The following is a 23886-nucleotide window of genomic DNA, read 5'->3' on the forward strand; positions in this document are numbered from 1 at the left end:
CTTGACACCTTCTGCTAACGAATTAAGGAAAACACCTTGGCTAAAATTTTAATATTCGGAAATTCCGGTTCCGGCAAATCTACGCTAGCGCGCCGTTTGTGTGAAACTCACAACTTATCACATTTGGATCTCGATACCCTTGCATGGAAACCCACTAGCCCGCCTGAAAGAAAGCCCATTGAAGAGTCGGACCAAGAGATACAGGCTTTTACTGCTTCTAATGAGACTTGGGTAATCGAAGGGTGTTACACAGATCTGCTTAAGCTTGTAGAAGCCCAGTCTACAGAAATAGTATTTATGAATTTACCCATTGAGTCGTGTATTGCAAACGCGAAAGCAAGACCTTGGGAGCCCCATAAATACGATACCAAACAAGCGCAAGATGATAATTTACCCATGTTGATAGACTGGATTGGCCAATATACAAAAAGAGACGATACGTTCTCTTATACTGCACACCAGCAGTTTTATGAAAACTATAGCGCCAATAAAAAAATGATAACGCAAAATATTCAGCACCAAGCCGATTAAAACGTTATTCGGCTTATGAATAGGGACTTCGCTTAATTACTGTAAGCGCAATAAAATCAAGGAGGACATTAATTTGGGTAGCTTTTTATCTTTTACGGGGATAGCCGCATCGGTTTGGATAGTATTAGGTATTTACATCGCTTCTCGTTTCTATCCAAACTATAGCCATACGAAGCAGTTTTGTAGTGAACTTGGCGCATTTGGTAGTCCAACGCAGAAACTTTCACCTGCAATTAATAATTACCCGTTAGGCTTATTATTCGCTCTATTTGGGTATTACCTCATTAACTCACATCTAGGACATATGCCAACTATGGTTATCGGTGCAATGACGATAATACATGGTATCTGTACTTGGGTTTGTGGCTACTTCCCAATGGACGCCGACCCATATACAACAACACCTTGTAAAAGTTGTAAAATTCATACGTGGTCAGGGCTAATAATGTTAGTTTCGTTTATCGTGGCGCCGCTGATCGTTACTTTCTCTAGCTACTATTCTTGGTCGCTGAGGATTTTGTCTGCATCGAGCGTTATTGGCTGCGTTTTCTTTTCTTATAAACTAGCCAAATCCCTTGAACGAAAAACTGTACCAGGGCTTTATCAACGCCTAAGTTACGGCTGCCAAATTCTTTGGCTGTTAATCTACTCGATATTCATGATTTTATAGAGCCGTGCAATGAACACTCGCTTTAAAAGCTCTATCCCTCTAGCGTTCTTATGTTTAGCATCTCTTTGGTGGTGGTTTTACTATTCCTCCTCGAACTCTATCAATGACTATGGTGATGAAAAGCACGAGTGGTTATTTATACTAGAAGTACTGCTCGTACTGTCAGCACTTCAATCATTTGCAAAGCTATCATTATTCAATCAACATAATTTAGCTGATACGGTCAATAAAAAATGAGTTAGAGTATTTTTTGAAAGAAGCTAGCTATATAAATTGTCGAGCTTTTAAAACTTAACATAAGGATTTAAATGGCACTGCACTTACTTTGGGATGAGTTTAGATCTTCCTTCGTTAAAAGTTTAGAAGCTTTACCTGTTTCTCAATTCAATGAGTCTTGGAAGACATCGAGGAATCGTACTCGCCTCTATGAAGATACTATTTTAGAGCCACTTTCTCGTAAAATGGGCTTAAATTACAAAAAAGAGCTCTTCAAAATTGACTATACATTTTGTCGAAAATCTAGAAATGGAACAGATGTTCCACTGATTTTCATTGAGTCGGAAAATGTTGCGCTTGACGCTGAGCACGAAATGAGAAAGTTATGTTGCCTTTCAGCCCCGCTAAAAGTGCTAATTACTTGTGCAGAATGGAGCGATATACCGGGTGACTGGAAAAATGGTGGTTATAAAGAACTCTTAACCAGAAGGTGGTCCGAAATGATTTCTGCACACAATTCAATTTGGCCGCAACCTGCATTAACTGGAGTGCTAATAGCAGAGGCGTTAAATGAACGTTTGCGTTACTACAGCATACTTTTCGGTCCAAATGGTTCCATAGAAAAGGAGAGCGAAACCATATTTGAAGTAAAGCTGGGTTAATGTAAAAAAGTGAAATAGTCGAAGTAGCACGGGTATGAAAAAAAATTTAAAACTCCGTTAGTTATTCAATAAACGCAAAGGACGGCAACGTGATCGTAATCTATGGCATAGACAAACAATTAAACCCAATAAAACACAAACTTTCAGATGTTATTCATTCTTGTATGCAAACAGTTTTAGGCTTGCCTGAAACTAAAAGAGCGCATCGTTTTGTGCCGCTGTCAAAAGACGACTTCTTTTACCCTGACGATAGAACCGAGGCATACACAGTTATCGAAATAAACATGATGAAAGGGCGAGAAATACACACGCAAAAGTCACTGATAAAAGCATTATTTAAACAAATTGAGCTAGAGTTAGGGATCTCGCCTGTAGATATCGAGATTACGATTAAAGAACAAGAAAAATATCAGTGGGGTTTCCGTGGAATGACAGGTGATGAAGCCTTTGATTTAAAGTATAAAGTGAACGTGTAGCGCATTAATATGTTCAGTTTAATACTTCCACTATTTACGCATGTACTTCTTTGTTTTGTACTTTATGCATTACTCACTATAGCTCGCGCACCAGTCGTGTGGGGAGTGGGGCAAAGAAAAGATGGTTCAAATCCCTTCGGCAATATTCAGCCTAAAATCAGCGCGAACCTAAGCAATCAATTTGAGTGGCCACTATTTTTTTACATTGCCATTGTATTGCTTATCGCAAAGGATGAGCCAATAGATAATGTGCAAATCTACTTGGCTTGGGTATTTGTAATTGGCAGAGTGCTACACAGCATTGTTCAAATATTTACCTACAATATCAGATTGCGTGGTATGGTTTTTACCGTCAATTTTGTTGCTGTTTTGGCAATGTGGGCTTTGCTTGTTATCGAGCATATGTAAGAATCAAGAGCATTAAAGTTATGGAAGACGTTTTAGAACCGCTGGGCCGCTTTGTACTTCGAATGCTTAAGTGGATAGTGGTAGAAGCAATCATTGAATTAGTTATAAAAAGTACAGGCCATGTGGTGCTTTAGCTTCTAACATTTGGCAAATACCCGCGAGCGGGTAGAGACGAAGGAAGAACTTTCGCTGTTGGTTTTGTTAGCTTAGCCGTTGTCTTGGTCTGCCTTGTGCTGATTGCTTAACATTGAAAAAGGGTATTTACAATGAACATGGATAAGTGGGCCAAAATACGAGAGAAGGGAAAACAGCGCTTCGTTTTAGTAAACGGTATTTTGGGGTGGGGCGTCACAACGGCTATCCTCTGGTCCGTATTGATGGAACTTATCGAACCATCACAGAATATCTGGGTACGCCCAACCATTGCTTTGATCATTTTTCCCATTGCAGGTATCGCTTTTGGCCACTTAACATGGAACAAATCTGAGAAGGCTTACGAAAAAGCGACGAGTAATACTCTGTAACTTCTCTAGGCTGGCTTTTCACTTGTAACCCAGTAAAGTAAAAGTTCTATTTTCTACAAGCTAACTCAGAGAAGTACATGGAAGTATCGAAAACAAGTATTCAAAAAGCAGTCGCGAAGAATATTATCTCTGAACAGCAGGGCGTTGACCTCTACAACTTCTTTCAGGCAGAAAGCCAGCATGATCCCGCTTTCACCTTTACTCATATTCTTTATTATCTGGGCGGCCTTATTGCTATTGGCGCCATGACTTTATTTATGAATTTAGGGTGGGAAGAGTTTGGGGGGCTGGGGATCATCTTCATATCATTGCTCTACGCTGGTGTAGGGTTAAAGATGGCGAACTCTTTAGCAAATAAAAATCTTATTATTCCTGCTGGTATTTGCGCAACTTTTGTAGTGTGTTTAACACCGCTTGCTATCTACGGTTTTCAGCAATGGCTTGGCCTTTGGCCCGAGGACGATACAGTCTATCGACAGTTTCATACACGCGTTAAATGGCTGTGGTTGTACATGGAACTAGGCACATTGGTGACCAGCATGATAGTAGCTTGGCGCTACAAGTATCCGTTTTTGATAATGCCTATAGCAGTAACACTGTGGTACATCAGTATGGATGCTGTCATGTTTCTCATCGACCAAGACGATATGTGGAATTCCTACACATGGGAATTTCGCGCAAAAGTATCCATGTACTTCGGCATGTTTATGACCTTACTGGCTTTTTGGGTTGACTTGCGGTCAAGGCACACTGCCGACTACGCATTTTGGTTATATTTATTCGGCGTTATTGCGTTTTGGGGCGGGCTCACTAGCCAAAACTCAGACAGCGAAGTTTCAAAGTTTTTCTATTTCTGTATAAACCTAGTCATGGTAGGGCTAGGCGCATTATTGGTTCGAAAAGTATTTGTGATATTTGGTGCGTTAGGCTGCTGTTTCTATTTAGGGCACTTGGCCTCGAGTGTGTTTAGAGACAGTTGGCTCTTTCCTGTTGCCTTAACGGCTATTGGTTTAGGCGTGGTATATGCGGGAATATTATGGCAAAAAAATGAAGTTAGGATCACAGGTAAAGCCCGTAATGTTTTGCCAAAGTCCTTTCAAGAACTCTTAGAGAACAAACTAAAATGAAAAACTTTATTAAACGCTAGAGAGTAAATAAACGCTCTTTAATTCTGATAGCAGTAGGTATCGAATAATAAACATAAACAATAGCCTCGGCGAGAGCAGATAAATGATCTTAGAAAAGTGGCAAAGACGCAAGGCAGTAAATAGAAATGTCAGATAAAAAAGAAGAATTTAAAGACCCTAGAAACATTATGGCGTGGATTAAGTACTTGCTCGTGGTGCAAGTGGTTCTGGCATTTGTCGCTATTGGCTCGAACTTAATGGAGTACCAACTTTTAACAGACTTTCAGAACGGCGTTTACTTTAGCCAAGAAATGGCGGTAGCTGATGCAGAGGCTAATGATAAAAGGCAGCAGGTTATTGCATTTTCTTATCTAGCAGTGTTTATCATTTCTGGTATTTTGATTTTAAACTGGATTTATCGAGCAAATCAAAATGCGCGTCAATTTGGTGCGAAAGATATGGCGTTTTCACCAGGCTGGTCGATAGGTTTTTATTTCATTCCCATTGTTTCTCTTTGGAAGCCCTACCAAGCAATGAAAGAAATCTGGCAGGCTAGCCAAAACCCGTCAAATTGGCCAGTTGAAAAAGTGAGCTCAATCTTAGGCATTTGGTGGTTTTTCTGGATTGCGAACAGCATAGTGGGTCAGGCGGTATTTCGAATGTCCAGAAGGGCGGAAGAAATCTCTGAAATTATGAATGTGAACTTAGTCTCACAGGCATCAGAAGTTATTTCAATTCCTCTAGCATTAGTCACATGGTTATTAATAAAAAAAGTCTCTGCTGCGCAGCTAGCAATGCGCGAGCAAACTAGTGAACAGCCAGAAACTGATGAAGTTTCAGGCCTAGAATCAGCAAAGTGAAGTTGACCAGCTTCTTATTTCGATAGACTAACGAAATACCCGCTTATGGCGGGTATTTTTTGGGAACGGTGTTTTAAAATACGTGTTATTGATTAAGATAAAACGTTCTATCACTACTAGTGCGTAATTTTCCAATGAGTTTTTAAGTATGTTGTTTAAGAAGAAAGCGTTAGCCGGTGTTCTTGTTTCCCTCTGTTCCCCGTTAAGCCTTAATGCTACAAATAAACCTTATGAATTGATGGGCGTGACCACCCAAACGGGTGAAAAAGCGTCCTACCTTGCTACTGAAAGCATATTGCCCTGCCAGTAACCGTTATTAACGGAAAAAGCGACGGCCCAAGAGATCCTAATAATTCAATTTCATACCCTAACACAGCGATGACAAGGGGAAAGCCCGGTCTTACTACCGAAATAGGGCGCTTAGCGCAGACAGATGAAGAGTCTGTAGCAAAAGCGCTAGAAGTGGCAAAGAACGCTATGTACTTTCTAAAAATGTTGCCAGAAAAGCCAAAGGCGCACCCCGAGCCTATTATCTACGAAGCTATAAAATATCCAAAAAGCTCAAACACCGGTTTCTTTAAAGCCTCAGTGGTGATAGGTGATAAAGTGTCAACTGGGCAGGATATTGGTACGGTCACTGACTATTTTGGTAATCTTATTGAGTCCCTCAAATCGCCTGTTGATGGCACCGTAATGATGGTTAATCAAATGCCAGCCATTAAAGATGGTCAGTCTGTAATGGCTATTGGTGTAGAGATGTCTGAATAACATATTCACTAAGTAAACTGGCTCGATAATCTAATTCGCCTACTCAATAAAATAAATGTTAAAGTTAAGAAACAAAACTGTGATTAGGGAACAAGATGGACTTTCTTTTGAACGTATTGATTTGGGTAGGCGTGGTTATTTTCGGTATCTTTATTGTTGGCTTTATGGCAGCAGCGAAACTAAATAAGCGCCAAGATGAGGGTAAGGACAAATAGTCCTGCCAAGCTTGCTATAGAAACTGCAAGAGCAATTGTAGAAAAACAATAAATATTTTCACCCCTTTACTTATGTTCCTCCGTTTACTGAAAAAAGGGGGAACAACATGCAAACAACAATTCTACCAAGCGCTAATTCGCAAGATTTGGTACAACACAGCGTACTACCTTTTGCAAAAGCGCCTTTCCACAAACGGGCTATAAGCCTTGCCACTATTGCTCTTGCTGGTGGTACTGTAACCGCTGGTCTATTCGTTTTGATGGCAGAGATGATAAGGCAAGATAGGGTGAATATCAACGAAGCGCCGCCCGTGCTTTTTGAACCCGTCATTTATCAGCCTGAAGAAGAACAGACTATTACAAGAAAGCCCATTGCGCCAATTGAGCAAGTCATTAAAACGCCGCCGCAAAAAGTAGTCGAGATTGATCCTGAGCCAAATGAAGGCCCAGGTAATTTCGAAATAAATACTCAGGTTCCTAATACTGCGTTAAATTTATCAATAAATTTAAATAGTGCACAAGGAGATATGCAGGCTACGCCTCAATTTAGGGTTGATCCTACGTACCCGCCAGAGGCAAGTCGCGACGGTATTGAAGGTTGGGTAAAGCTTGGGTTTACGGTAAGTGCTAGCGGCGCTGTATCTGATATAAAGGTATTAGATTCTGAGCCCAAGCGTGTGTTTGATAGAGCAGCACGCCGCGCGCTTAATAAATGGAAGTACAAGCCCAAACTGGACGGCGGTAAACCTGTTAGTCAACCAGGTATGGTTGTAGTATTAGATTTCAAATTAGAACAATAAGGATAGCCTATGAGTATAGGCGCAAGCTTGCAAAGCCTGTTTCAAGGCAAGCGCGAAAAAGCGCTGGGAGTGAGTGAAAGGCTAATGCTGCAATACAGCGCAAAAGGTGATGAAGCATCGTTAGCCGCACTTTTTGATTTACACAGCCACAAGCTATTTTATTTTCTTAAGGTATTAAGCGACAGCAGCATTGCGGAAGATGTATGCCAACGTACATGGATAAAGGTCATTGAAAATCGCCATCTATTTAAAAGCGGCGACAATTTTCAGGCATGGCTGTTTACCATTGGAAGACGAGCGCTTATTGATGAGTTTCGTAGAAATTCCAAGCTTCAATATAGCAACGAAACTGTAGATGAATTTACTGTTTCTGAGCTTATTAAACACGCACAGTCTTCGGTCGAAGAAGACGTGGCTAATGGATTAGAAAAAGACCTATTTAAAGCCTGTTTAGAACAATTGCCTTATAAACAGAAAGAGGCACTCTCATTACAGTTTGAGGGGTTCAGTTTGTCGCAAATTGCCAATATATGCAGTGCTGAAAAAGAAACGGTTAAAACACGAATTCGATATGCCAAGGACAGTCTTAAATCTATGCTGGAGAAATTGTAATCATGTCTATCTCAGATAAAGAGCTACAAGAAGCGTTCAGACGCAGCCAGCAGTTACATAAACAAGGCGATGTAGCATCCGATATGGCAAACGCAAGGGTACGTGCCAATGTGCTTGCACATAACAAGCTTAAAGCAAACGGAAGTGAGACAGAGCGTATGTTCGCTGCATTGGCTTCGTACCTTCGTGCCTATTTCGCGTCATCAACCCTTCGATTTACCGCTGTGGCTTTTGCTATTGTTGCCATGCTAGGTGTGTACAACATCGGAACATTTCAAAGCCGTCACTCGCAAGGTATGCAAACTGCTGCACACAGCGTAGATATTGTTCATTATCACGGTTTTGAAGGTGAAGATGAATTGTTGGCTAATAATCTCAATAACGACTATCAAGCTCGTTTCAATGCCTATACTCGCCAATATGTCGAGAGAAATTTAGTTGCTAAAGCGGTAACCCAGCAGCCAGCTACATTGCAATCACAAGATGGTTATTGGCTATTAGTAAATTGTGAAAAACAGCAAGTTGTCGTTTCTGAGCGCCTTATTGCATCGTTAAATATTTATGGCCGTATAGATGGGGATATTAACGTGGGTACACAAGTCGCGCTAGCATTCGATAGTCAAGGACGAATACTGTCTATCAAACAGTCTACTAAGCCTTTGATGTGCTGATATATTTGCGCTGTATTGATGAATAGAAACGAAGAAACGAGGCTGGTAGATGTGAAAACTGCCTTAGCCTCGTTTGTTGCAAGGTATGGTTATTCAACTTACTTGTCTAAATCGTGCGCCCTAAAGGCATTTGGCAACAATTCACCAATAGTGGTTTCGAATGTCTCGCCACTTTGACTTACCATAGTGACAGGGGTTTCATCTGGGGCAAATTCAGCAATTTTCTGCCTGCACCCGCCACAAGGGAAGCAAAGCTCGTCATTTGGGCTGGCAATAACAATATGTGAAATACGGTTTTGTCCATTTGTGACCATATTCCCAATGGCCGTGGCTTCGGCACATTGTCCCAAAGGAAAAGCAGCACTTTCTACATTACAACCAGAGAAGGCTTCGCCGCTAGGAGTGAGCACAGCAGCACCAACTTTAAAATTGGAATAGGGTGAATGAGAGTTTTTCTGTGCGTTAAATGCAAGTTGTGATAGTTGTTCTAAGTTATTTTTCTTCATAGCTACCTGTGTTAACCGCCCATTACGCTTTACTTTTATCATCAAATGCGAGAAGGTTGGCGGCATTAGCGCCGCAATAAGCGTATACTTAATACTCAGGCGGTTTTTTCTTTTTTTATAGAATGCTTTTTTACCATGTGCAGAAACGTTAGTCTCATCTTTTTTTCTCTATTCGCTGCTATTTTAACCGGTTGTGCGCAAACACCGCCTGTTTCAGAAAAGCCACAAATGGGAAACTTGCTTTTAGCTGAACCTGCGCCCATTAATCCTCGTTCTGAAATGGCTATTGCTCGATATAATCAGGTGCTTACCAGCCCGGCACTTTCGGATGAAGACAAAGCCGAACTGCACTTTCAACGAGGCATGCTATATGACAGTGTGGGTCTTGCTGGCTTAGCGCAGTTTGATTACACCCAGGCGATCAACTTAAAGCCAGATCTGGCAGAAGCCTATAACTCTATGGGCATTCATTATATTCAGCAGAGTGACTTCATTCAGGCTTACGACGCATTTGACTCTACGTTGGAAATTAATCCTGAATACGATTTCGCGTTCTTAAATCGTGGTATTGCGCTTTATTACGGTGGTCGCGCAGAGCTTGCTACTAACGATCTAAACCGTTTTTTTGAGAAAGACGACAGCGACCCATTTCGTGCTCTGTGGGCCTACTTTGCTCATCATGACGTGTCAGAACTTGAAGGGCAGAGATATTTAGCCTCTATTCGACCAACGCTGGATAACAAACACTGGGCAACGGCGCTGGTGGATTTGTTTCTAGGTACCGTTAATGAAAACGACGTACTTAACTCGTTGTTAGACGGCGTGCAGAGCCAAAAAGCATTAACAGATAGGCTTTGTGAGGCGTATTTTTACTTAGGCAAGTTTCACACCCAAAATGGCAACAGCGGGATTGCATCAAACTATTTTAAACTTGCATTAAGTACCAATGTGTTTGATTACGTTGAACACCGCTACGCACGAATGGAACTTAACCGTTTGCGTGAACTAGCTAGCAGCGATCTGGTTAGCGAAGAGTAAGCAGCAAGCGTTATGCGAGGCTTATTTTTAGCAGTGTTCGCACTGCTCATAGTTGCGGGCGATAGCGGACGCTATGTACCGCAGCTAATTGCTAATGCAAGCAAGGTGCTTACGCCAGCAAGCTTAGTGTCAGATAGCGACCCAACTGAAGAGGCGAGCTCTGCTTCAGTAAATGCTGCCGACGGCATGGAACAGGACAGCACAGAATCTTCTCCTGACGCTCAGACTTCGGATAATACCGAACGTTTCAATAATTCTTACTATAACCCTAAGCATGATGCAATAGCGCTACTCTGGTTAGCTGCAAAGCAGGGCAGTGAAAATGCACAGGCCCGCTTGCTCGGTGAATTTGAGCGTTCGTATAACGCAGGCTTCAATGCTACTGATTATATTGATGAAGCCACTGCGACCTATTTTCTAGAAAAGCTAGTTAATCTTGAAAATGCAGACGCTGCATGGCTGCTGTACCAAATATTGGGTGAAGAAGGCGCGTCACAACGCTTCATGCGCTTAGCTGCGCTTGGCGAGGTTGCAGAAGCTCAGCTTGCGTTTGCAATGTCTACTGATTCGCCAGAAAAACGTGAGAAGTGGTTAGTACGCGCGGCTTCACAAAACTACGTACCCGCACAGGCCGCATTGGCCGATTGGTACATCCTACACGGTCAGCAACAACTAGCGAAACCGCTACTCGCAGCGACAGCGACCTTAGACATGCAAAGCGCATTTAAGTATGCTCGCCTGCTGTGGGACGAAGGAGAATTTTCTGAGGCTAAGCAGCATTTTAGCTTTGCCGCGAAGAAAGGGCATCTTCAAGCGGAAAAAGCCTTAGAAGCCATCAATCTCTACACGCCGTATTCTGTAGAGCAAGCATTAAAGCAGTCTCCTTCATTTGACTGGGAAAATGAAGGGAAATGCCTTCAGCGTATTCAGCCTTTTGCTACCAGTTTGGCTACTATCATGCGCGCTCACAGCCTTTATAACTCATTTAATGACGACTCGCGTCTACAAAACCTTTCCATATGCTTAGCGCCGCCCATTTGGCTTAAACACGATATACTAAATTGCGATCCTGATTATAAAAATGCTGGGATCTTAGGTTGTAGTATTACTCCTTTAGCGAGCATTGCGAAAAAGCAGAAATTTAGTCACGCGGTAGTAGTGGCAGAGCAGGGTAAAGCAAATGTTCAAAACGGCGTTATGTATTTAGACATCAGTGACGCTTATTCCGTGTTTGTTCATGAGCTAGCACATTTCGCTGGCTTCGCTGACGAATATCCTATTGGCAAAGGCATGGCGAATAGGCTGTGCAATGAAGATGGAATAAGTGATTTTGCGCCACCAAACCTAATCGTTGACTCTGAGTATTGGTATGCACCTCACGAAACGGTAAAAAATTGGCTAGAGATAGATCCAGCAACCATTATTGCTCGCGCCAAAACGTGCACCGTGTTGGGAGAAAACAGCTATAAGCCCAGCCGCAGAATTACCTTTATGGAACATCACGATAGCGGCGTGATCCCGCCTTTATATTTGGTACTTTGGCAGCAGCAGCTGAAAAAACAAAATGCCCAGCGACCTATTTCAATGAATTTCTTCCAGGCATTCCACAATAGCGGCAACCAAAAAGAAGCCGCACACTGGTTAGCCGAATACGAAGCGTTTACTGGCGGTAAATAACCGCAGTAGTCAAAACTAAAACTACACACTCGCCACTATTTGGCGAGTGTGTCTTTAAGCTCTCTTACCCACATAGACGTTGCGCCACAAATTGCTACGGGCATAACGATAAAGTTAACTACTGGAATAAGTGAGAATATATTCACCATCATTCCAAACGTCATTGCTTTCCCTTTGTGTTCGCCAAGGTGCAGGCGCATGCGTGTGAAATCTACTTTGTGATTATCGTATGGGTAGTCGCAATATTGGATTGCCATCATCCAGGCGTTAAATAAGAACCACAAGACTTGCCCAATAATGGGCAGAAAAAAGAACAATAACAAAAAACCAATAGCGCGAGGTAAATACCAAACGAGCTTTGTGAGTTCGCGGCCTACTGTTCTAGGAATGTCTTTAACTAAAGACATCACGCCCTCGTCACCTAAATCTTGACCCGTTAAATGACGCTCAACCTTTTCTGATAACACACCGTTAAACGGCGCTGCAATCCAGTTTGCGAGTGTGCCAAAGATCAGTGCGAAAATGAGCAATACGCTAATGACTGCTAGGGGCCACAAGAAAAAGCTGATCGCTGTTTTTATCCAGCCTAACCATTCAGGTACAAGATCAATCACATAAGCGATACCCATTTCTATTTGGCCAAATAAGAAGTAAAAAGCCACAGAAAAAAGCACTAAGTTTATTGTTAGGGGTACAAAAACAAAACGCTTTAATCCTTTGGTTTTTATAAGCGAAAAGCCTTCAAAGAAATAATGTACACCGCCTGAACTCATTCGTACTCCTTCGCGTTTGAAACGCTGTGTTTGTTAACTATCTGCTCTATCATACGCGCTTGGCGTATTCTCTGCCTAACTCAGTGAAATGATAATTGTTACAAGCTGTTAGATTTGGTAGAGTCGAAGCATAATAACAAAAGAATCTTTCGTGTGATTGCATCATTTCTACATCAACTGCTATTTCAGCCGATGGTTAGCTGGTTTCTGGCTAACATCAAGGTGATACCGCGTGCAGCTTTGTGTTTAAGAGGGATGATGTGTGAGGCTTAAAAAGATTAAGCTCGCGGGTTTCAAGTCCTTTGTTGAGCCAACTACCATTCCATTCCCCGGCGAAATGACCGCCATCGTAGGCCCTAACGGCTGCGGCAAGTCGAATGTCATTGATGCTGTACGTTGGGTTTTAGGTGAAAGTTCTGCCAAAAACTTACGCGGCGATGCAATGACCGACGTGATTTTTAATGGCTCTTCGTCTCGTAAGCCAGTGGGGCAATGTAGCGTTGAACTTGTTTTCGACAACAGTGCAGGGCGGATAGCGGGCGAATTTGCCAACTACAATGAGCTATCTGTTAAACGCCTAGTTACACGGGACGCCACCTCTACCTATTTTCTAAACGGCACTAAATGTCGCCGGCGTGATGTCACCGATCTATTTTTAGGAACAGGGCTGGGCCCCCGTTCTTATGCCATCATTGAGCAAGGTATGATCTCGCGGCTTATCGAGTCAAAACCACAGGACTTGCGTGTATTCATAGAAGAAGCCGCGGGTATCTCAAAATATAAAGAGCGCCGTAGAGAGACAGAAAACCGCATAAGGCACACGCAAGATAACCTTGAACGCTTGAATGATGTGCGCGATGAATTAGGCAAGCAGCTCGAAAAATTACAGCGTCAGGCTGCTGCGGCTACTCGTTACAAAACGCTACGTGCACAAGCCAGAGAGCTAAAAGGCCAGTTAGCCGCCCTTCGTTTTCTGAAAAATAGTGAACATATTGAAGCGCTGCAAAAACAGCAGCAAGCACTGCAGTTAGAAGTTGACGACTTAGTTGCTCGGCTACAGGGCGATGAAGCGGGGCTTGAGTCGTACAAAACCAAGCAGCTGGAAACAAAACAAACGATAGATGATCTTCAGCAGCAGCTGTTTACTACCAGTAACGCAATAACACGACTAGAGCAAAATGCGCTGCACGCAAAACAACGCAAAGGGCAGGTTGAGCAAGAGTTAGCAAGAATTGGCGAGCAACACGAATTGCTTAACCATTCTATTGACGAGGCACAGGAAGCGCTTGCGGTATCAAATGAGGCGCTTGAAAACATTGAGCCTGAATTTGCCCTTAAGGAAGCAGAGTTAGAGCATGCCAAAGAGCGTTTTGAAGACGCTGAACAAGCGCTAAGAGAATTTAACGCACAAGCGCGAGCGCAAGAACAAACCTACAATCAACTTCGTCAGAATGTTCAGCAATGCCATAGCCAAATTCAGTCAACTATGAGCATGCAGCTACGCACATCTCAGCGTATCAGTGAACTACAAGACGAGCTAAAACAGCTAGACGAAGAAGATTTTGCCAGTCAAATAACGCTTTTAGAAGAGCAATGTAGCGAACTTGATTTTGACATTGATGGAGCTAAGCAATTACTTCAAGAGTCCAATCAAAAGGTGTCGCAGCAACAAAGCGAAGTCAACGCTATAGAAGCGAAGCGTCGTGATGTGCAGGGCCAGTTACAAACTGTACTGTCCACAAAAGCTGCGCTAGAAGCGCTTCAGCAAGATGCTTCAAATAATGAAGACGTAACGTTAGACGGAATAGAAAAGCTGTGGCAGCAGTTTAGTTCTAACCAAACTCTTGCACCTTGCGTAGAAGCGATTTTACAACACGCGAAAGACCCCGTTGTTGCCAAAAGCCACGACATACGGGAACTGCTTCAAAACCACGCTTATTTGCCAAGTGGCATTAAAGTGTTTACCGATAAGGCGTTTGTAAGCACTGCCAGATCGGGTTCATTAGCACACGCTCTATTAACGGAACCTAGCACTCATGAATCGTTAACACAGTGTGTTCCCGCATTTTTTAATGACATTTACCTTTGTAGCAACGATGACAAACTTGCGGCAACGATTGAAAGTGCTTTTGACAATGATGATGAACCTGAAGGTATAGCCAAGGGGTTTACTAGCGCAATCTCGCCTTCAGGGTTGTGGGCAAGCTCACAGTGGGTAGTGAAACCTGGCGAAGCAAGCGACGGTGCTTTGCAGCGGGCGAACAAAATTAAGGGGCTGGTAGACAGCATTGAAGAAACTGAAAGCCTTATAGATGAGATTGAGCATTCATTAGAGCGCGCCAAACAGGCACTTGAACAGAGCGAAGCGCAAAAGCAGGCTATTCAGAGCGCCTTGGGGGAAAAAGAAAACCAGCGCGCACAGATTAAAAATAGACTTTCTTTGCTTGAAATGCAGCAAGAGCAACAGTCTACACGCACTGCCAAACTTAATGACGAGTTAGCAAAGCAAGAGTTAATGTTAGCGAAAGAAGAAGAGCAGTTAGCTCAGCTTTCGGAAAAATTAGAGCTTCAAGAGGTACAAATTCTTGAACACGAAGTACACATTGACGATGTGAACGCTAAGCGTGATGCAAATGAGCGAACTACGTCAGAGTTTCGCGCGTTAGTTGATACATTAACATCGCAAAATCATGAGCTTGCGCTTAAGAAGCAGCAACTAGAGAACCATCAGAGTTTATATAGTCAACAGGTTATGCGTAACCTTCAGCAGCGTGAAGAGTACATAAAAAACAAAGAAAGATTACAAAAAGAACTTACGCAGCTTACGTCTCCTGAAGAAATTCAAGAAGCAGAGCTTCAGTCGCTGTTGGAAAACAAAGCGGAATTAGAACAGCTGAAAAGTGCTAAGCAAAGTAGTCTTGAAGATATAGAGCAGTGGTTGCGAGAAGCCGAAAAAGGGCATCAAGCTCTGGGTAAAGACATTCAAACGCGACAAACTAATATCGATAAACTTAATATCGATATTGAAGGATATCGGGTACGTGCGAATACGATTTTAGAACAGCTTGATGAAACGCAGCAGTCGCTGAAGAGCATTCTAGAAACCTTACCTGAAGATGCCGAAGAGAAACGCTGGCAAGAAGACCTTGAAAAAACGCAGGCTAATTTGCAGCGCTTAGGTGCAGTGAACTTAGCTGCGGTTGAAGAATATGAAACCCAGTCGGAAAGAAAGTCGCATTTAGATACACAGCACAACGACCTGACTGAAGCCTTAGAAACGCTACAGTCGGCCATTCGGAAAATTGATAAAGAAACCCGCACGCGTTTTTCTACCACCTTTGAACAGGTTAACGAAGATCTTAAAATGTTATTTCCCAAAGTGTTTGGTGGGGGCTCGGCGTATCTTGCACTGACCGATGACGATTTGTTGGAAACTGGGGTGACGATAATGGCTCGCCCCCCTGGTAAGAAAAATAGTACGATTCACCTCTTAAGCGGTGGAGAAAAAGCATTAACCGCTTTATCATTGGTGTTTGCTATTTTCAGATTAAATCCGGCGCCATTTTGTTTGCTGGATGAAGTAGATGCACCATTGGATGATGCAAATGTAGGGCGCTTTTGTAACTTAGTGTCAGAAATGTCACAAACAGTGCAGTTTATTTATATCACCCACAATAAAATAGCGATGGAAATGGCTAGTCACCTCACCGGTGTTACCATGGCGGAACCGGGAGTTTCGCGCATGGTGGCGGTAGATGTAGACGAGGCTGTAGCCTTCGCAGAAGCATAACAAAGGGCGAAAGAAACTAAATGGAAGATCAATTACGTCTATTTTTACTCCTTGGAGGCACGGTGTTTATCATCGCAGTGCTTGCCCATGGTATTTGGAAAATTCGTAAAAACAGCAAGCCTTCGGAAAAAGAACGCTTAGAGCCCCGTCAGTGGCAAGATGATGACAACGATTTCGAGTCCGACGAGCAAGAAGGCTTTGACGAGCTCGGTATTGGCGCGGTGCGCGTGGTTAGCAAATCACAAAACCAAGAGCATGAGGCTGCAAGCGATGTAACAACGAATAATGCAAATAGCCCTGCACACCACGATATCAAAGAAAAACATGCTTACAGCAGCGAAGAAGCTGATGACGACGATAGCTCGTCTCAACATGCTGCATCAAAAGCGCACGATGATGATAACGAAGGCGTACACCGTGAGCATGCGGGTAAACGCTCAAGCAATATTGGTGATACTGCTAAGCAGTCTGATGACAAAGAAGAAGCCCAAAAAGCGCCAAAGCTTTACGGTTCTGTGGTTACGAATCCTAAGCCACACATGAAAGGGCAAGCTCGTCCCGATGGCGCATCTACAAAAGGTGCTAACAGAGGCGACGAAAACTTTGCCGCGTTCCCTGAACCTCCAGGGTTCTTACTACGTGAAGGCGAAGAGCAAGAGGAGACGGCTTTAGAGTCGCATGGTCAGCGTGAAGAGAGCGAACAGCTAAATTCTCCAAGTAATCAAAAGAGAGCGGATAACGCGCAATCGCATGATCCAATTCAGAGTCAGTCGGGCGGTCACCAAGAAAGAGGGCGTGCAGAGCCAGTTCGTCCTGCACAGAAGTTTTATATCGACCCCACGCTAGAGGAAGAGCCTGAAACAGTGCAGCCGCCTGCTAAAAACGAAAGAGAAGTCGCTGATTTTAGTTTAGATGCACCCGAAGAGTCTGTTTCATCCAGCGATGTTCATGAAGAAAATGAACAGCCGCGACGTTTTGCACGTAACAAACGAAACAAAACGCCAGTGAGAAGGCGTGAAGAGCCGAATTTTGGTGACGATCAAATGCGTATTGATTTTGACACCAGTGAAGCAGCTAGCGCTGATTTTGGCGATGAAAGCTTTAGTGCTAATGAGTCAGGCAATGATGGTGCTGGAAGTACATCAAAGGCCGCAAAGTCGTCGATTGAACCCGAGGTTTTAGTATTAAATGTAAGAACGCCAGAAGGCGAGCCCATTTCAGGCGCGGCGCTATTACCTATGCTATTAACATTAGGGTTTAAATTTGGCGATCAAGACATCTTCCATCGCCACGTAAACTCAAATGGTAAAGGGCCAGTATTGTTCAGCCTCGCTAACATGTTTAAGCCTGGGGTTTTCGATATTGATAACCTAGAGAACTTTGAAACCCAAGGTATTTCGCTGTTTATGATATTGCCTATTGAGGGTGACCCTCATCAAGTGTTTAACATGATGCACAATGCAGCCCGCAAATTGGCAGATGAGTTCGGCGCACAAGTACTTGATGGACGCCGAAGCGTATTAACGAAGCAGGGATTACAGCAATACGTTGAGAAAATTCGTGAGTTCGAGCGCAAGCGTATGATTGCGCGCAGCTAGCGTTAGGTTATCACTTGCGCCTCAATCTTATGGATTGTTCATCTAGGTGCAACAACAAAAAGGACTTGGCTCATACCCAGGTCCTTTTCTATTGATTAGGGTCTGTTGATCTTTGGTGTATAGCAAAGGCGAGCAGGACATAGCCTTGAAGCGTGGCTGTTCGTTTCACAACCTGACTGAAATAGGTCAGACTTTTGCAGCCCATTTGGAACATACAGCGGCTTTGGCGAATAAGCCTTGGCAACGAATTGTAATACTTTTAACTATTTAAACGGCGTGACAACAACTCCATGTCAGATTCTTTAGAACAAGCAAAGCAACAAATAGCAACACTTCGCAACACACTTAATGAGTACAGCTATCAGTACTATGTGATGGACGACCCTTCGGTTCCTGATGCAGTATATGATAGAGATATGCAGGCGCTTATTGCGCTAGAAAAACAATATCCTACGCTTCAAAGCCCGAATTCTCCCAGTCAAAAAGTAGGGGGCGCAGCGTTATTGGCCTTTGAACAAGTTACCCATGATGTTCCTATGCTGTCGCTGGATAACGCCTTTGATGAAGAATCACTGCTTGCCTTCGAAAAACGTTTAAAAGACAGACTAAAAGATTCGGCAACGTTAGATTTTAGCTGCGAACCCAAGCTAGATGGTTTAGCGGTAAGTATTCTGTATGAAAATGGCGAATTAGTGCGTGCTGCCACCCGTGGTGACGGCCAGGTAGGCGAGAATATCACGGCTAACGTGCGTACTATCTCAAATGTGCCGTTAACGCTTCGTGGTGAGCATTATCCTGAGCGCGTAGAAGTGCGCGGTGAAGTGTTTATGCCTCGTAAGGGCTTTGCAAAACTCAACGAACATCAAAAAGAATCGGGGGGTAAAGTTTTTGCCAACCCTCGTAATGCTGCGGCCGGCAGCTTACGACAGTTAGACTCTAAAATTACGGCCAAGCGCCCGCTGATGTTTTATGCTTATTCGCTAGGCGTTGTGCAACCCGAAAGTTTTGAATTACCCACAACACACAGCGAGCGCCTTAAGCAATTAGGTAATTGGGGGCTGCCGCTGTGCCCTGATATCGACACCGCCGAGGGCGGTAAGGGCTGCTTGGCATACTACAACCACATTTTGGAAAAGCGCGATAATTTGCCGTATGACATTGACGGCGTTGTGTTTAAGGTTAACCGTATTGACCTGCAAAATACCCTTGGATTTGTGGCTCGAGCGCCTCGCTGGGCAATTGCGCAGAAGTTTCCTGCGCAAGAAGAAGTGACTAAGTTACTGGACGTTGAGTTTCAGGTAGGAAGGACTGGTGCGATCACGCCGGTTGCCCGCTTAGAGCCCGTGTTTGTAGGCGGAGTTACAGTATCTAATGCTACTCTTCACAATCAGGACGAAATTTCCAGATTAGGCGTTAAAGTTGGCGACACTGTGGTGATCCGCCGTGCGGGTGACGTAATTCCTCAAGTGGTATCTGTGGTAGAAGCCAATCGCACAGGTAGCGAAACTGACATTACCTTCCCAAGCCAATGCCCAGTGTGTGACTCGCAGGTTGAGAAACTAGAAGACGAAGCGGTTGCCCGTTGCACCGGTGGGTTAATTTGTGCCGCACAACGCAAGCAGGCGCTTAAGCATTTTGCTTCGCGTAAAGCATTCGATATTGATGGTCTGGGCGACAAGTTAGTCGATCAGTTAGTTGACGCTGATCTTGTGCACAGTCCTGCCGACTTTTTCACGCTTTCGTTAGGCGATGTTGTTGGGCTGGAACGCATGGCTGAAAAGTCTGCCAGTAAGCTACTGGCATCGCTTGAAGCTTCAAAGCAAACAACGCTTGCCAAGTTCCTATACGCATTGGGGATCCGTGAGGTTGGCGAAGCTACTGCGGCAAACTTGGCTGCGCACTTCGAAACCTTGGGGGCTATTCGCGAGGCGTCGCTTGAAGCACTGGTTGAAGTCCAAGACGTTGGTGAAGTGGTGGCTACCCACATTTTCAATTTTTTCAACGAATCGCACAATACCGATGTTATTGATGCGCTGTTAAAAGAAGGAATCAATTGGCCAGCTATTGAAAAGCCAGATTCGGATAACTTGCCTCTTGAAGGCAAAACGTGCGTTATTACAGGTACGCTCAGCGAAATGGGGCGTTCTGATGCGAAAGCCCGTTTGCAGTTACTTGGTGCGAAAGTGGCAGGCTCGGTAAGTAAGAATACCGACTTCCTAGTTGCAGGAGAAAAAGCGGGTTCCAAATTAACTAAAGCACAGGAACTAGATGTGGAGGTATGGGACGAAGCTGCGCTTATCGCTTTTTTATCAGAGCATGAAAAGTAGCCTGTCTGGCTTAAATTCAATAAGAGAGCTCGGCGTAATGGTTTTCCTGAATAGATTAACGCCGAACTCATATTGATAGTTACCAATAAAAAACGCCACTTCTATGAAGTGGCGTTTTTTGTAATTCTTGCTCTGTTTTTTACGGCGTACTTTGTACTGAACGTTGTAAGGGGTTTGAGAAAAGGTAAATATTTCTACAAACCCTTAAGTGTAGGGCTCTCACGCTAGTGGGCTTCTTGATTCCGCATTTGCCTGCGTCTTTCCCAGGCTTTTTTCACTTGAAAGCGCCAAACCCAGTTCAAAGAGAAATAACCCGCTAGTCCAAACACAACCGAGCAAATTCCACACCCGACTAAAAATGCTGGGCCGATGGTATTAATGCTTTCTACAACCCACTGCCAACTAAACTGAAATTCAAAATGCTCAGGCTTGGTCCCAAGTACAGTAGTACCAACCTTGTAAGCTCCATAAAATATGGGCGGGATAGTAAATGGGTTGGTCACCCAAACAGTTGCAACAGATAAGGGCAGGTTTGCCCGAAACGGAATAGCTAAACCGGCAGAAAGCCACATTTGAAACGGTACCGGCCAAAACGCAAAAAATAAGCCTATGCCAAATGCACCAGATGCAGAACGACGGTTTAAGTGCCAAAGATTGGGCTCGTGCAATACGCTACCAAAAATTTTTAAAGCTTTGTTTTGCTTAATGCTTTGGTGATCTGGCAAAAAACGTCGAATAAATTTCTTAGGCATAAATATCAATGCATCTCGAAAATAAAATCAAAAAAGACAGAAAAAATAACAGTAAACGGAATTGCGCAACATGAATTTGCACCACCTACATTCACTCACTGTCAATTGCTACGTGAAAACATGGTCAATCGTATCACAATTTGCTTAAGCTGTTTTTGCGCTAGCGCAATAAGTGCAGTTTTCTGGCAAAAACTTCCAAGTACTCACAGCATGGCGTTGATGATTGCCATTTTAATAATATCTGTGACTATCATTATATTCATTTCGACGACAAAACCCGCTGAACATCATGCATTTCCAGAAGTGCTGCTATGTTGGGCAGTGAGCGGACTGCTGTCTGGAGTACTTTGGGTGGCGAGTGTAGGGCATTTTTACTACGCTTGGCAACTGCCCCAAGGGAAAATTCAACAAGATGTCACAATTTCAGGTCGAGTTGTGTCGGGGGGATGTGTCTTCGGCACAGCTAGGGTGCTGGAAGCGACTTATCAGTATGTTGTCGCTATTGAGTCGGTCAACCGTGAAAGCACAGCGACATTTCTAGACAACGGTATACTTTCCCCCTTGCCTAAGCGTGTTTTAACTAGCACGTTTAATTTCAAAGCTCGTCTTACTCACCAACGTTATGAATTCCCAGATGATCGAAAAAGCGAAGGCTTAGCCAACAAGAAAATCGCATATGCTCAACAGGGAACTATAGGCGTGCGGCCTCAATCAGTTTCTCCGTCTCAGGCGAAATTAAAATGTTTGCACAACGGCGATACGTTCACCGCACTTGTAAAACTTAAACCTGCATACGGTACGGCTAATCCTGTTGGTGCTAGCCGCCAACAGCAGTTGGTTAGCCAATTTATTCATGTAACTGGCTATATCAAGTCGATAGAGCACGGTAAAACAAAGCATAATCACTCAGTGCGTTATGAACTTGCTACAACATTGCAGAAGCTAGACCTAATTCATGAGAGGTGGTGGCGCGCATTGCTGCTAGGGGATAAAACGGGGTTTACGTTGGGTAATTGGACGCTGTTACAACGTACCGGCACTGGGCACATGTTTAGTATATCAGGCATGCATCTATCACTTATCGCTGGGGTCTGCTTATTGTTTTTTAGCCCCGTTATATTTTTACTCACGCATGTTACAAGCCTATTAGGCGGAGCGAAATATTGGTTAGTACGCTCAGCCTCCATCAACTATCCGGCAACAGGACGAAAGAACAAAGAGCAGCAAATAAGTAAGTTGTTTCAAACCAGCGCGCCAATTAGAGCCTCTGTGCTATGTGTGCTTATTGCTGCTTGCTCTTTTTACGCGTTGCTTAGTGGAAGCGCATTGCCGGTTGTGCGTGCGCTGATACTGGTAACTATGGGGTGCGTATTGTCACTTTCTCGACATGCATGGCGGCCAGTAAATGTTGCGCTCACAATGCTTACTTTGAGCTTATTACTGTTTCCTCTCTCTATGTTAAGCGCTAGCTTTTACTTGAGCATAGGGGCTGTACTGTGCATTTGGTTTTTAGTTGTTGCTTGGGCGCTACAGCGAGCACCCTGGTATGTGTCTTTGTTTAAACTACAAGTAGCGCTTACCGTAATAATGATGCCGCTAACCCTAATATGGTTTGGTAGCGCCAGTTTTATTGCAGTTGTTACCAACTTAATCGCCTTGCCCGTCATATCGTTACTTTTACCTATTTGTTTAATTTCGTTGCTGGTCATTCACTTTGTTGAGTTTAGTTTCTCACAACAAGTTACGGGCATGCTTATGCATTACAGTGATGCGTGTTTAGGGTATTTGTTATCGCTTTTGAACGTTCTTAGTCAGTTTTCTGGGAGCGCTATCAATTTTTACGTAAGTAGTGGTGCGGGACTTTGTCTAATTGTCGCTTTGTTTATCTTTCTTTTGCCAACATGGCGGTACAAAGCTATCTGCGTAGCGCTTCTCTTGCTTCCATCGCTGAGCATTTTTCAAAAGTGGTTACCTACCCATGAATCGATATGGGCGCTGCATGTGTTTGATGCGGGCCAGGCCAGTGCTATTGCAGTGACTGCGGGAGGTAGGGCTATGATTATTGATTCTGGCGCTCAGTTTAATGGCAATGCTCATACTGCAACGAAACACCTGTTACCTTTTTTAGAAAGTAAGCATATTTCAAATATAGATGTTGTAGTTCATACGCATAGTGACAACGATCATTCAGGTGGCGCAGTAGCCATTAAACAACACGCCCTAGCTAAAAAAGCCACTTTCTACACGCCAACATTAGGTTGTGTGCGAGGAAAGCGTATACGCTGGCAGAATTTAACAATCAATTTTCTATGGCCGCCAAATGGCAACAAAGAAGACAACAATGCCATGTCGTGTGTGGTTAAAATAACAAGCGACTCTGGTAGCGTATTAATTCCTGGTGACATTGAGAAAACAAGCGAGTACGCGTTGATAACCCGTGAAATCAAGGATGGTGTTTCAGAGGGGGCTTCAATGGACACTTTAGCGAGTTCTACAAATTTAAGTGCCGACATTCTGGTTGCGCCGCATCACGGAAGCAAAACGTCTTCTACCCGTGTTTTTATAGAACACGTTGCACCAAAGGCTGTGATCTTTACGCAAGGTTATGAGAACCGATGGCAGTTTCCTGCTTATGTTGTGGCTAAACGTTACGAGCGTTTGGGCGTAACGCAATATTTAACAAGCTATCACGGATATATAAGCGCAACCTTCAATAAGGATTCTTTCCATATAGATTCCCAACGTGGAACGTTGAATAAACGCTGGTATTTACGCGGCATTGCACCGCGACACCTCAAAGACTAAGTAATATCGCCAAATGCCAAAAATATTAGCTTGTAACGAAACGAAGATGTGCACGAATGCCTTTAAATAGGTATGAAGTG

At 43.6% G+C, this 23886-nt stretch carries 21 protein-coding genes; 18 read left to right on the plus strand and 3 right to left on the minus strand.

Translation table 11 applies throughout. The annotated features are described in order from the left end of the window. Positions 1 to 36: 36 nt before the first annotated feature. The 12 genes from AC27KT_RS07700 to AC27KT_RS07755 all read left to right on the plus strand — a co-directional run bounded on the left by AC27KT_RS07700 (position 37) and on the right by AC27KT_RS07755 (position 8540). Positions 37 to 531 (plus strand): AAA family ATPase, encoded by a 495-nt coding sequence (locus AC27KT_RS07700; RefSeq protein WP_487128792.1) that lies wholly within the window; start codon positions 37 to 39, stop codon positions 529 to 531. Between the two features lie 73 nt (positions 532 to 604). Then, positions 605 to 1201, plus strand: a complete 597-nt coding sequence (locus AC27KT_RS07705) for a DUF998 domain-containing protein (RefSeq protein WP_487128794.1) — start codon at positions 605 to 607, stop codon at positions 1199 to 1201. 308 nt (positions 1202 to 1509) lie between these two features. Continuing rightward, positions 1510 to 2079 carry a hypothetical protein gene (locus tag AC27KT_RS07710; protein WP_487128796.1) on the plus strand — a complete coding sequence of 190 codons (570 nt, stop codon included), beginning with the start codon at positions 1510 to 1512 and terminating at the stop codon, positions 2077 to 2079. A gap of 89 nt (positions 2080 to 2168) precedes the next feature. Then, complete coding sequence (locus AC27KT_RS07715; protein WP_487128798.1) at positions 2169 to 2555, plus strand: tautomerase family protein; 387 nt, start codon at positions 2169 to 2171, stop codon at positions 2553 to 2555. Between the two features lie 9 nt (positions 2556 to 2564). Next, complete coding sequence (locus AC27KT_RS07720; RefSeq protein WP_487128800.1) at positions 2565 to 2963, plus strand: MAPEG family protein; 399 nt, start codon at positions 2565 to 2567, stop codon at positions 2961 to 2963. Positions 2964 to 3229: 266 nt separating this feature from the next. Continuing rightward, a complete protein-coding gene (locus AC27KT_RS07725) occupies positions 3230 to 3487 on the plus strand; it encodes a hypothetical protein (protein ID WP_487128802.1) in 258 nt (85 codons plus the stop codon). Between the two features lie 77 nt (positions 3488 to 3564). After that, positions 3565 to 4614, plus strand: coding sequence for a DUF2157 domain-containing protein (locus tag AC27KT_RS07730; protein WP_487128804.1), 1050 nt, complete (start codon positions 3565 to 3567; stop codon positions 4612 to 4614). Between the two features lie 146 nt (positions 4615 to 4760). Continuing rightward, the gene (locus AC27KT_RS07735) at positions 4761 to 5474 is read left to right on the plus strand and encodes a DUF4328 domain-containing protein (protein WP_487128806.1); all 714 of its coding nucleotides are present in this window, start codon (positions 4761 to 4763) and stop codon (positions 5472 to 5474) included. A 378-nt stretch (positions 5475 to 5852) separates the two neighbouring features. Beyond that, positions 5853 to 6242: a succinylglutamate desuccinylase/aspartoacylase family protein gene (locus tag AC27KT_RS07740; protein WP_487128808.1), complete on the plus strand. Its 390-nt coding sequence runs from the start codon at positions 5853 to 5855 to the stop codon at positions 6240 to 6242. A gap of 322 nt (positions 6243 to 6564) precedes the next feature. Further along, positions 6565 to 7257, plus strand: a complete 693-nt coding sequence (locus AC27KT_RS07745) for a TonB family protein (protein ID WP_487128810.1) — start codon at positions 6565 to 6567, stop codon at positions 7255 to 7257. A gap of 9 nt (positions 7258 to 7266) precedes the next feature. Next, positions 7267 to 7869 (plus strand): RNA polymerase sigma factor, encoded by a 603-nt coding sequence (locus AC27KT_RS07750; RefSeq protein WP_487128812.1) that lies wholly within the window; start codon positions 7267 to 7269, stop codon positions 7867 to 7869. Positions 7870 to 7871: 2 nt separating this feature from the next. Then, on the plus strand, positions 7872 to 8540 hold the full coding sequence (locus tag AC27KT_RS07755) for a hypothetical protein (RefSeq protein ID WP_487128814.1): 669 nt from the start codon (positions 7872 to 7874) through the stop codon (positions 8538 to 8540). A gap of 98 nt (positions 8541 to 8638) precedes the next feature. Here the strand turns inward: AC27KT_RS07755 and cdd are convergent, their stop codons facing one another. Then, a complete protein-coding gene (cdd, locus tag AC27KT_RS07760; RefSeq protein WP_487128816.1) occupies positions 8639 to 9112 on the minus strand; it encodes a cytidine deaminase in 474 nt (157 codons plus the stop codon). Between the two features lie 69 nt (positions 9113 to 9181). On the opposite strand from cdd, the gene nlpI reads away from it, so the two are divergent. Beyond that, a complete protein-coding gene (gene nlpI / locus AC27KT_RS07765) occupies positions 9182 to 10084 on the plus strand; it encodes a lipoprotein NlpI (RefSeq protein ID WP_487128818.1) in 903 nt (300 codons plus the stop codon). Positions 10085 to 10096: 12 nt separating this feature from the next. Then, positions 10097 to 11761 (plus strand): SEL1-like repeat protein, encoded by a 1665-nt coding sequence (locus AC27KT_RS07770; protein WP_487128820.1) that lies wholly within the window; start codon positions 10097 to 10099, stop codon positions 11759 to 11761. 35 nt (positions 11762 to 11796) lie between these two features. Here AC27KT_RS07770 and cysZ read toward each other — a convergent pair whose 3' ends face one another. Next, positions 11797 to 12534: a sulfate transporter CysZ gene (gene cysZ, locus AC27KT_RS07775; RefSeq protein WP_487128822.1), complete on the minus strand. Its 738-nt coding sequence runs from the start codon at positions 12532 to 12534 to the stop codon at positions 11797 to 11799. Between the two features lie 262 nt (positions 12535 to 12796). Here cysZ and smc point away from each other — a divergent pair, with 262 nt between their 5' ends. The 3 genes from smc (at position 12797) to ligA (ending at position 20249) form a co-directional block, all read left to right on the plus strand. Further along, entirely contained in the window at positions 12797 to 16324 is a 3528-nt protein-coding gene (smc, locus tag AC27KT_RS07780) for a chromosome segregation protein SMC (protein WP_487128824.1), read from the plus strand. Positions 16325 to 16344: 20 nt separating this feature from the next. Continuing rightward, positions 16345 to 17922, plus strand: a complete 1578-nt coding sequence (gene zipA / locus AC27KT_RS07785; protein ID WP_487128826.1) for a cell division protein ZipA — start codon at positions 16345 to 16347, stop codon at positions 17920 to 17922. 290 nt (positions 17923 to 18212) lie between these two features. Next, complete coding sequence (gene ligA / locus AC27KT_RS07790) at positions 18213 to 20249, plus strand: NAD-dependent DNA ligase LigA (protein WP_487128828.1); 2037 nt, start codon at positions 18213 to 18215, stop codon at positions 20247 to 20249. A 224-nt stretch (positions 20250 to 20473) separates the two neighbouring features. Here ligA and AC27KT_RS07795 read toward each other — a convergent pair whose 3' ends face one another. Continuing rightward, positions 20474 to 21001: a DUF2062 domain-containing protein gene (locus tag AC27KT_RS07795; RefSeq protein ID WP_014949426.1), complete on the minus strand. Its 528-nt coding sequence runs from the start codon at positions 20999 to 21001 to the stop codon at positions 20474 to 20476. A gap of 210 nt (positions 21002 to 21211) precedes the next feature. Between AC27KT_RS07795 and AC27KT_RS07800 the strand changes: the two genes are divergently transcribed. Beyond that, a complete protein-coding gene (locus AC27KT_RS07800; RefSeq protein WP_487128831.1) occupies positions 21212 to 23806 on the plus strand; it encodes a DNA internalization-related competence protein ComEC/Rec2 in 2595 nt (864 codons plus the stop codon). Positions 23807 to 23886: the final 80 nt, after the last annotated feature.

Source organism: Alteromonas sp. 5NW40-0090 (assembly GCF_057552975.1).

Excerpts from the sequence above, each read along its gene's own strand:
- nlpI (WP_487128818.1), top strand. The coding sequence starts at position 9,182 with ATGTGCAGAAACGTTAGTCTCATCTTTTTTTCTCTATTCGCTGCTATT.
- AC27KT_RS07770 (WP_487128820.1), top strand. The coding sequence starts at position 10,097 with ATGCGAGGCTTATTTTTAGCAGTGTTCGCACTGCTCATAGTTGCGGGC.
- zipA (WP_487128826.1), top strand. The coding sequence starts at position 16,345 with ATGGAAGATCAATTACGTCTATTTTTACTCCTTGGAGGCACGGTGTTT.
- AC27KT_RS07755 (WP_487128814.1), top strand. The coding sequence starts at position 7,872 with ATGTCTATCTCAGATAAAGAGCTACAAGAAGCGTTCAGACGCAGCCAG.
- AC27KT_RS07710 (WP_487128796.1), top strand. The coding sequence starts at position 1,510 with ATGGCACTGCACTTACTTTGGGATGAGTTTAGATCTTCCTTCGTTAAA.
- AC27KT_RS07720 (WP_487128800.1), top strand. The coding sequence starts at position 2,565 with ATGTTCAGTTTAATACTTCCACTATTTACGCATGTACTTCTTTGTTTT.
- ligA (WP_487128828.1), top strand. The coding sequence starts at position 18,213 with ATGTCAGATTCTTTAGAACAAGCAAAGCAACAAATAGCAACACTTCGC.
- AC27KT_RS07750 (WP_487128812.1), top strand. The coding sequence starts at position 7,267 with ATGAGTATAGGCGCAAGCTTGCAAAGCCTGTTTCAAGGCAAGCGCGAA.
- AC27KT_RS07795 (WP_014949426.1), bottom strand. The coding sequence starts at position 21,001 with ATGCCTAAGAAATTTATTCGACGTTTTTTGCCAGATCACCAAAGCATT.
- AC27KT_RS07800 (WP_487128831.1), top strand. The coding sequence starts at position 21,212 with ATGGCGTTGATGATTGCCATTTTAATAATATCTGTGACTATCATTATA.
- cdd (WP_487128816.1), bottom strand. The coding sequence starts at position 9,112 with ATGCCGCCAACCTTCTCGCATTTGATGATAAAAGTAAAGCGTAATGGG.
- AC27KT_RS07745 (WP_487128810.1), top strand. The coding sequence starts at position 6,565 with ATGCAAACAACAATTCTACCAAGCGCTAATTCGCAAGATTTGGTACAA.
- AC27KT_RS07740 (WP_487128808.1), top strand. The coding sequence starts at position 5,853 with ATGACAAGGGGAAAGCCCGGTCTTACTACCGAAATAGGGCGCTTAGCG.
- AC27KT_RS07730 (WP_487128804.1), top strand. The coding sequence starts at position 3,565 with ATGGAAGTATCGAAAACAAGTATTCAAAAAGCAGTCGCGAAGAATATT.
- AC27KT_RS07725 (WP_487128802.1), top strand. The coding sequence starts at position 3,230 with ATGAACATGGATAAGTGGGCCAAAATACGAGAGAAGGGAAAACAGCGC.
- AC27KT_RS07735 (WP_487128806.1), top strand. The coding sequence starts at position 4,761 with ATGTCAGATAAAAAAGAAGAATTTAAAGACCCTAGAAACATTATGGCG.
- cysZ (WP_487128822.1), bottom strand. The coding sequence starts at position 12,534 with ATGAGTTCAGGCGGTGTACATTATTTCTTTGAAGGCTTTTCGCTTATA.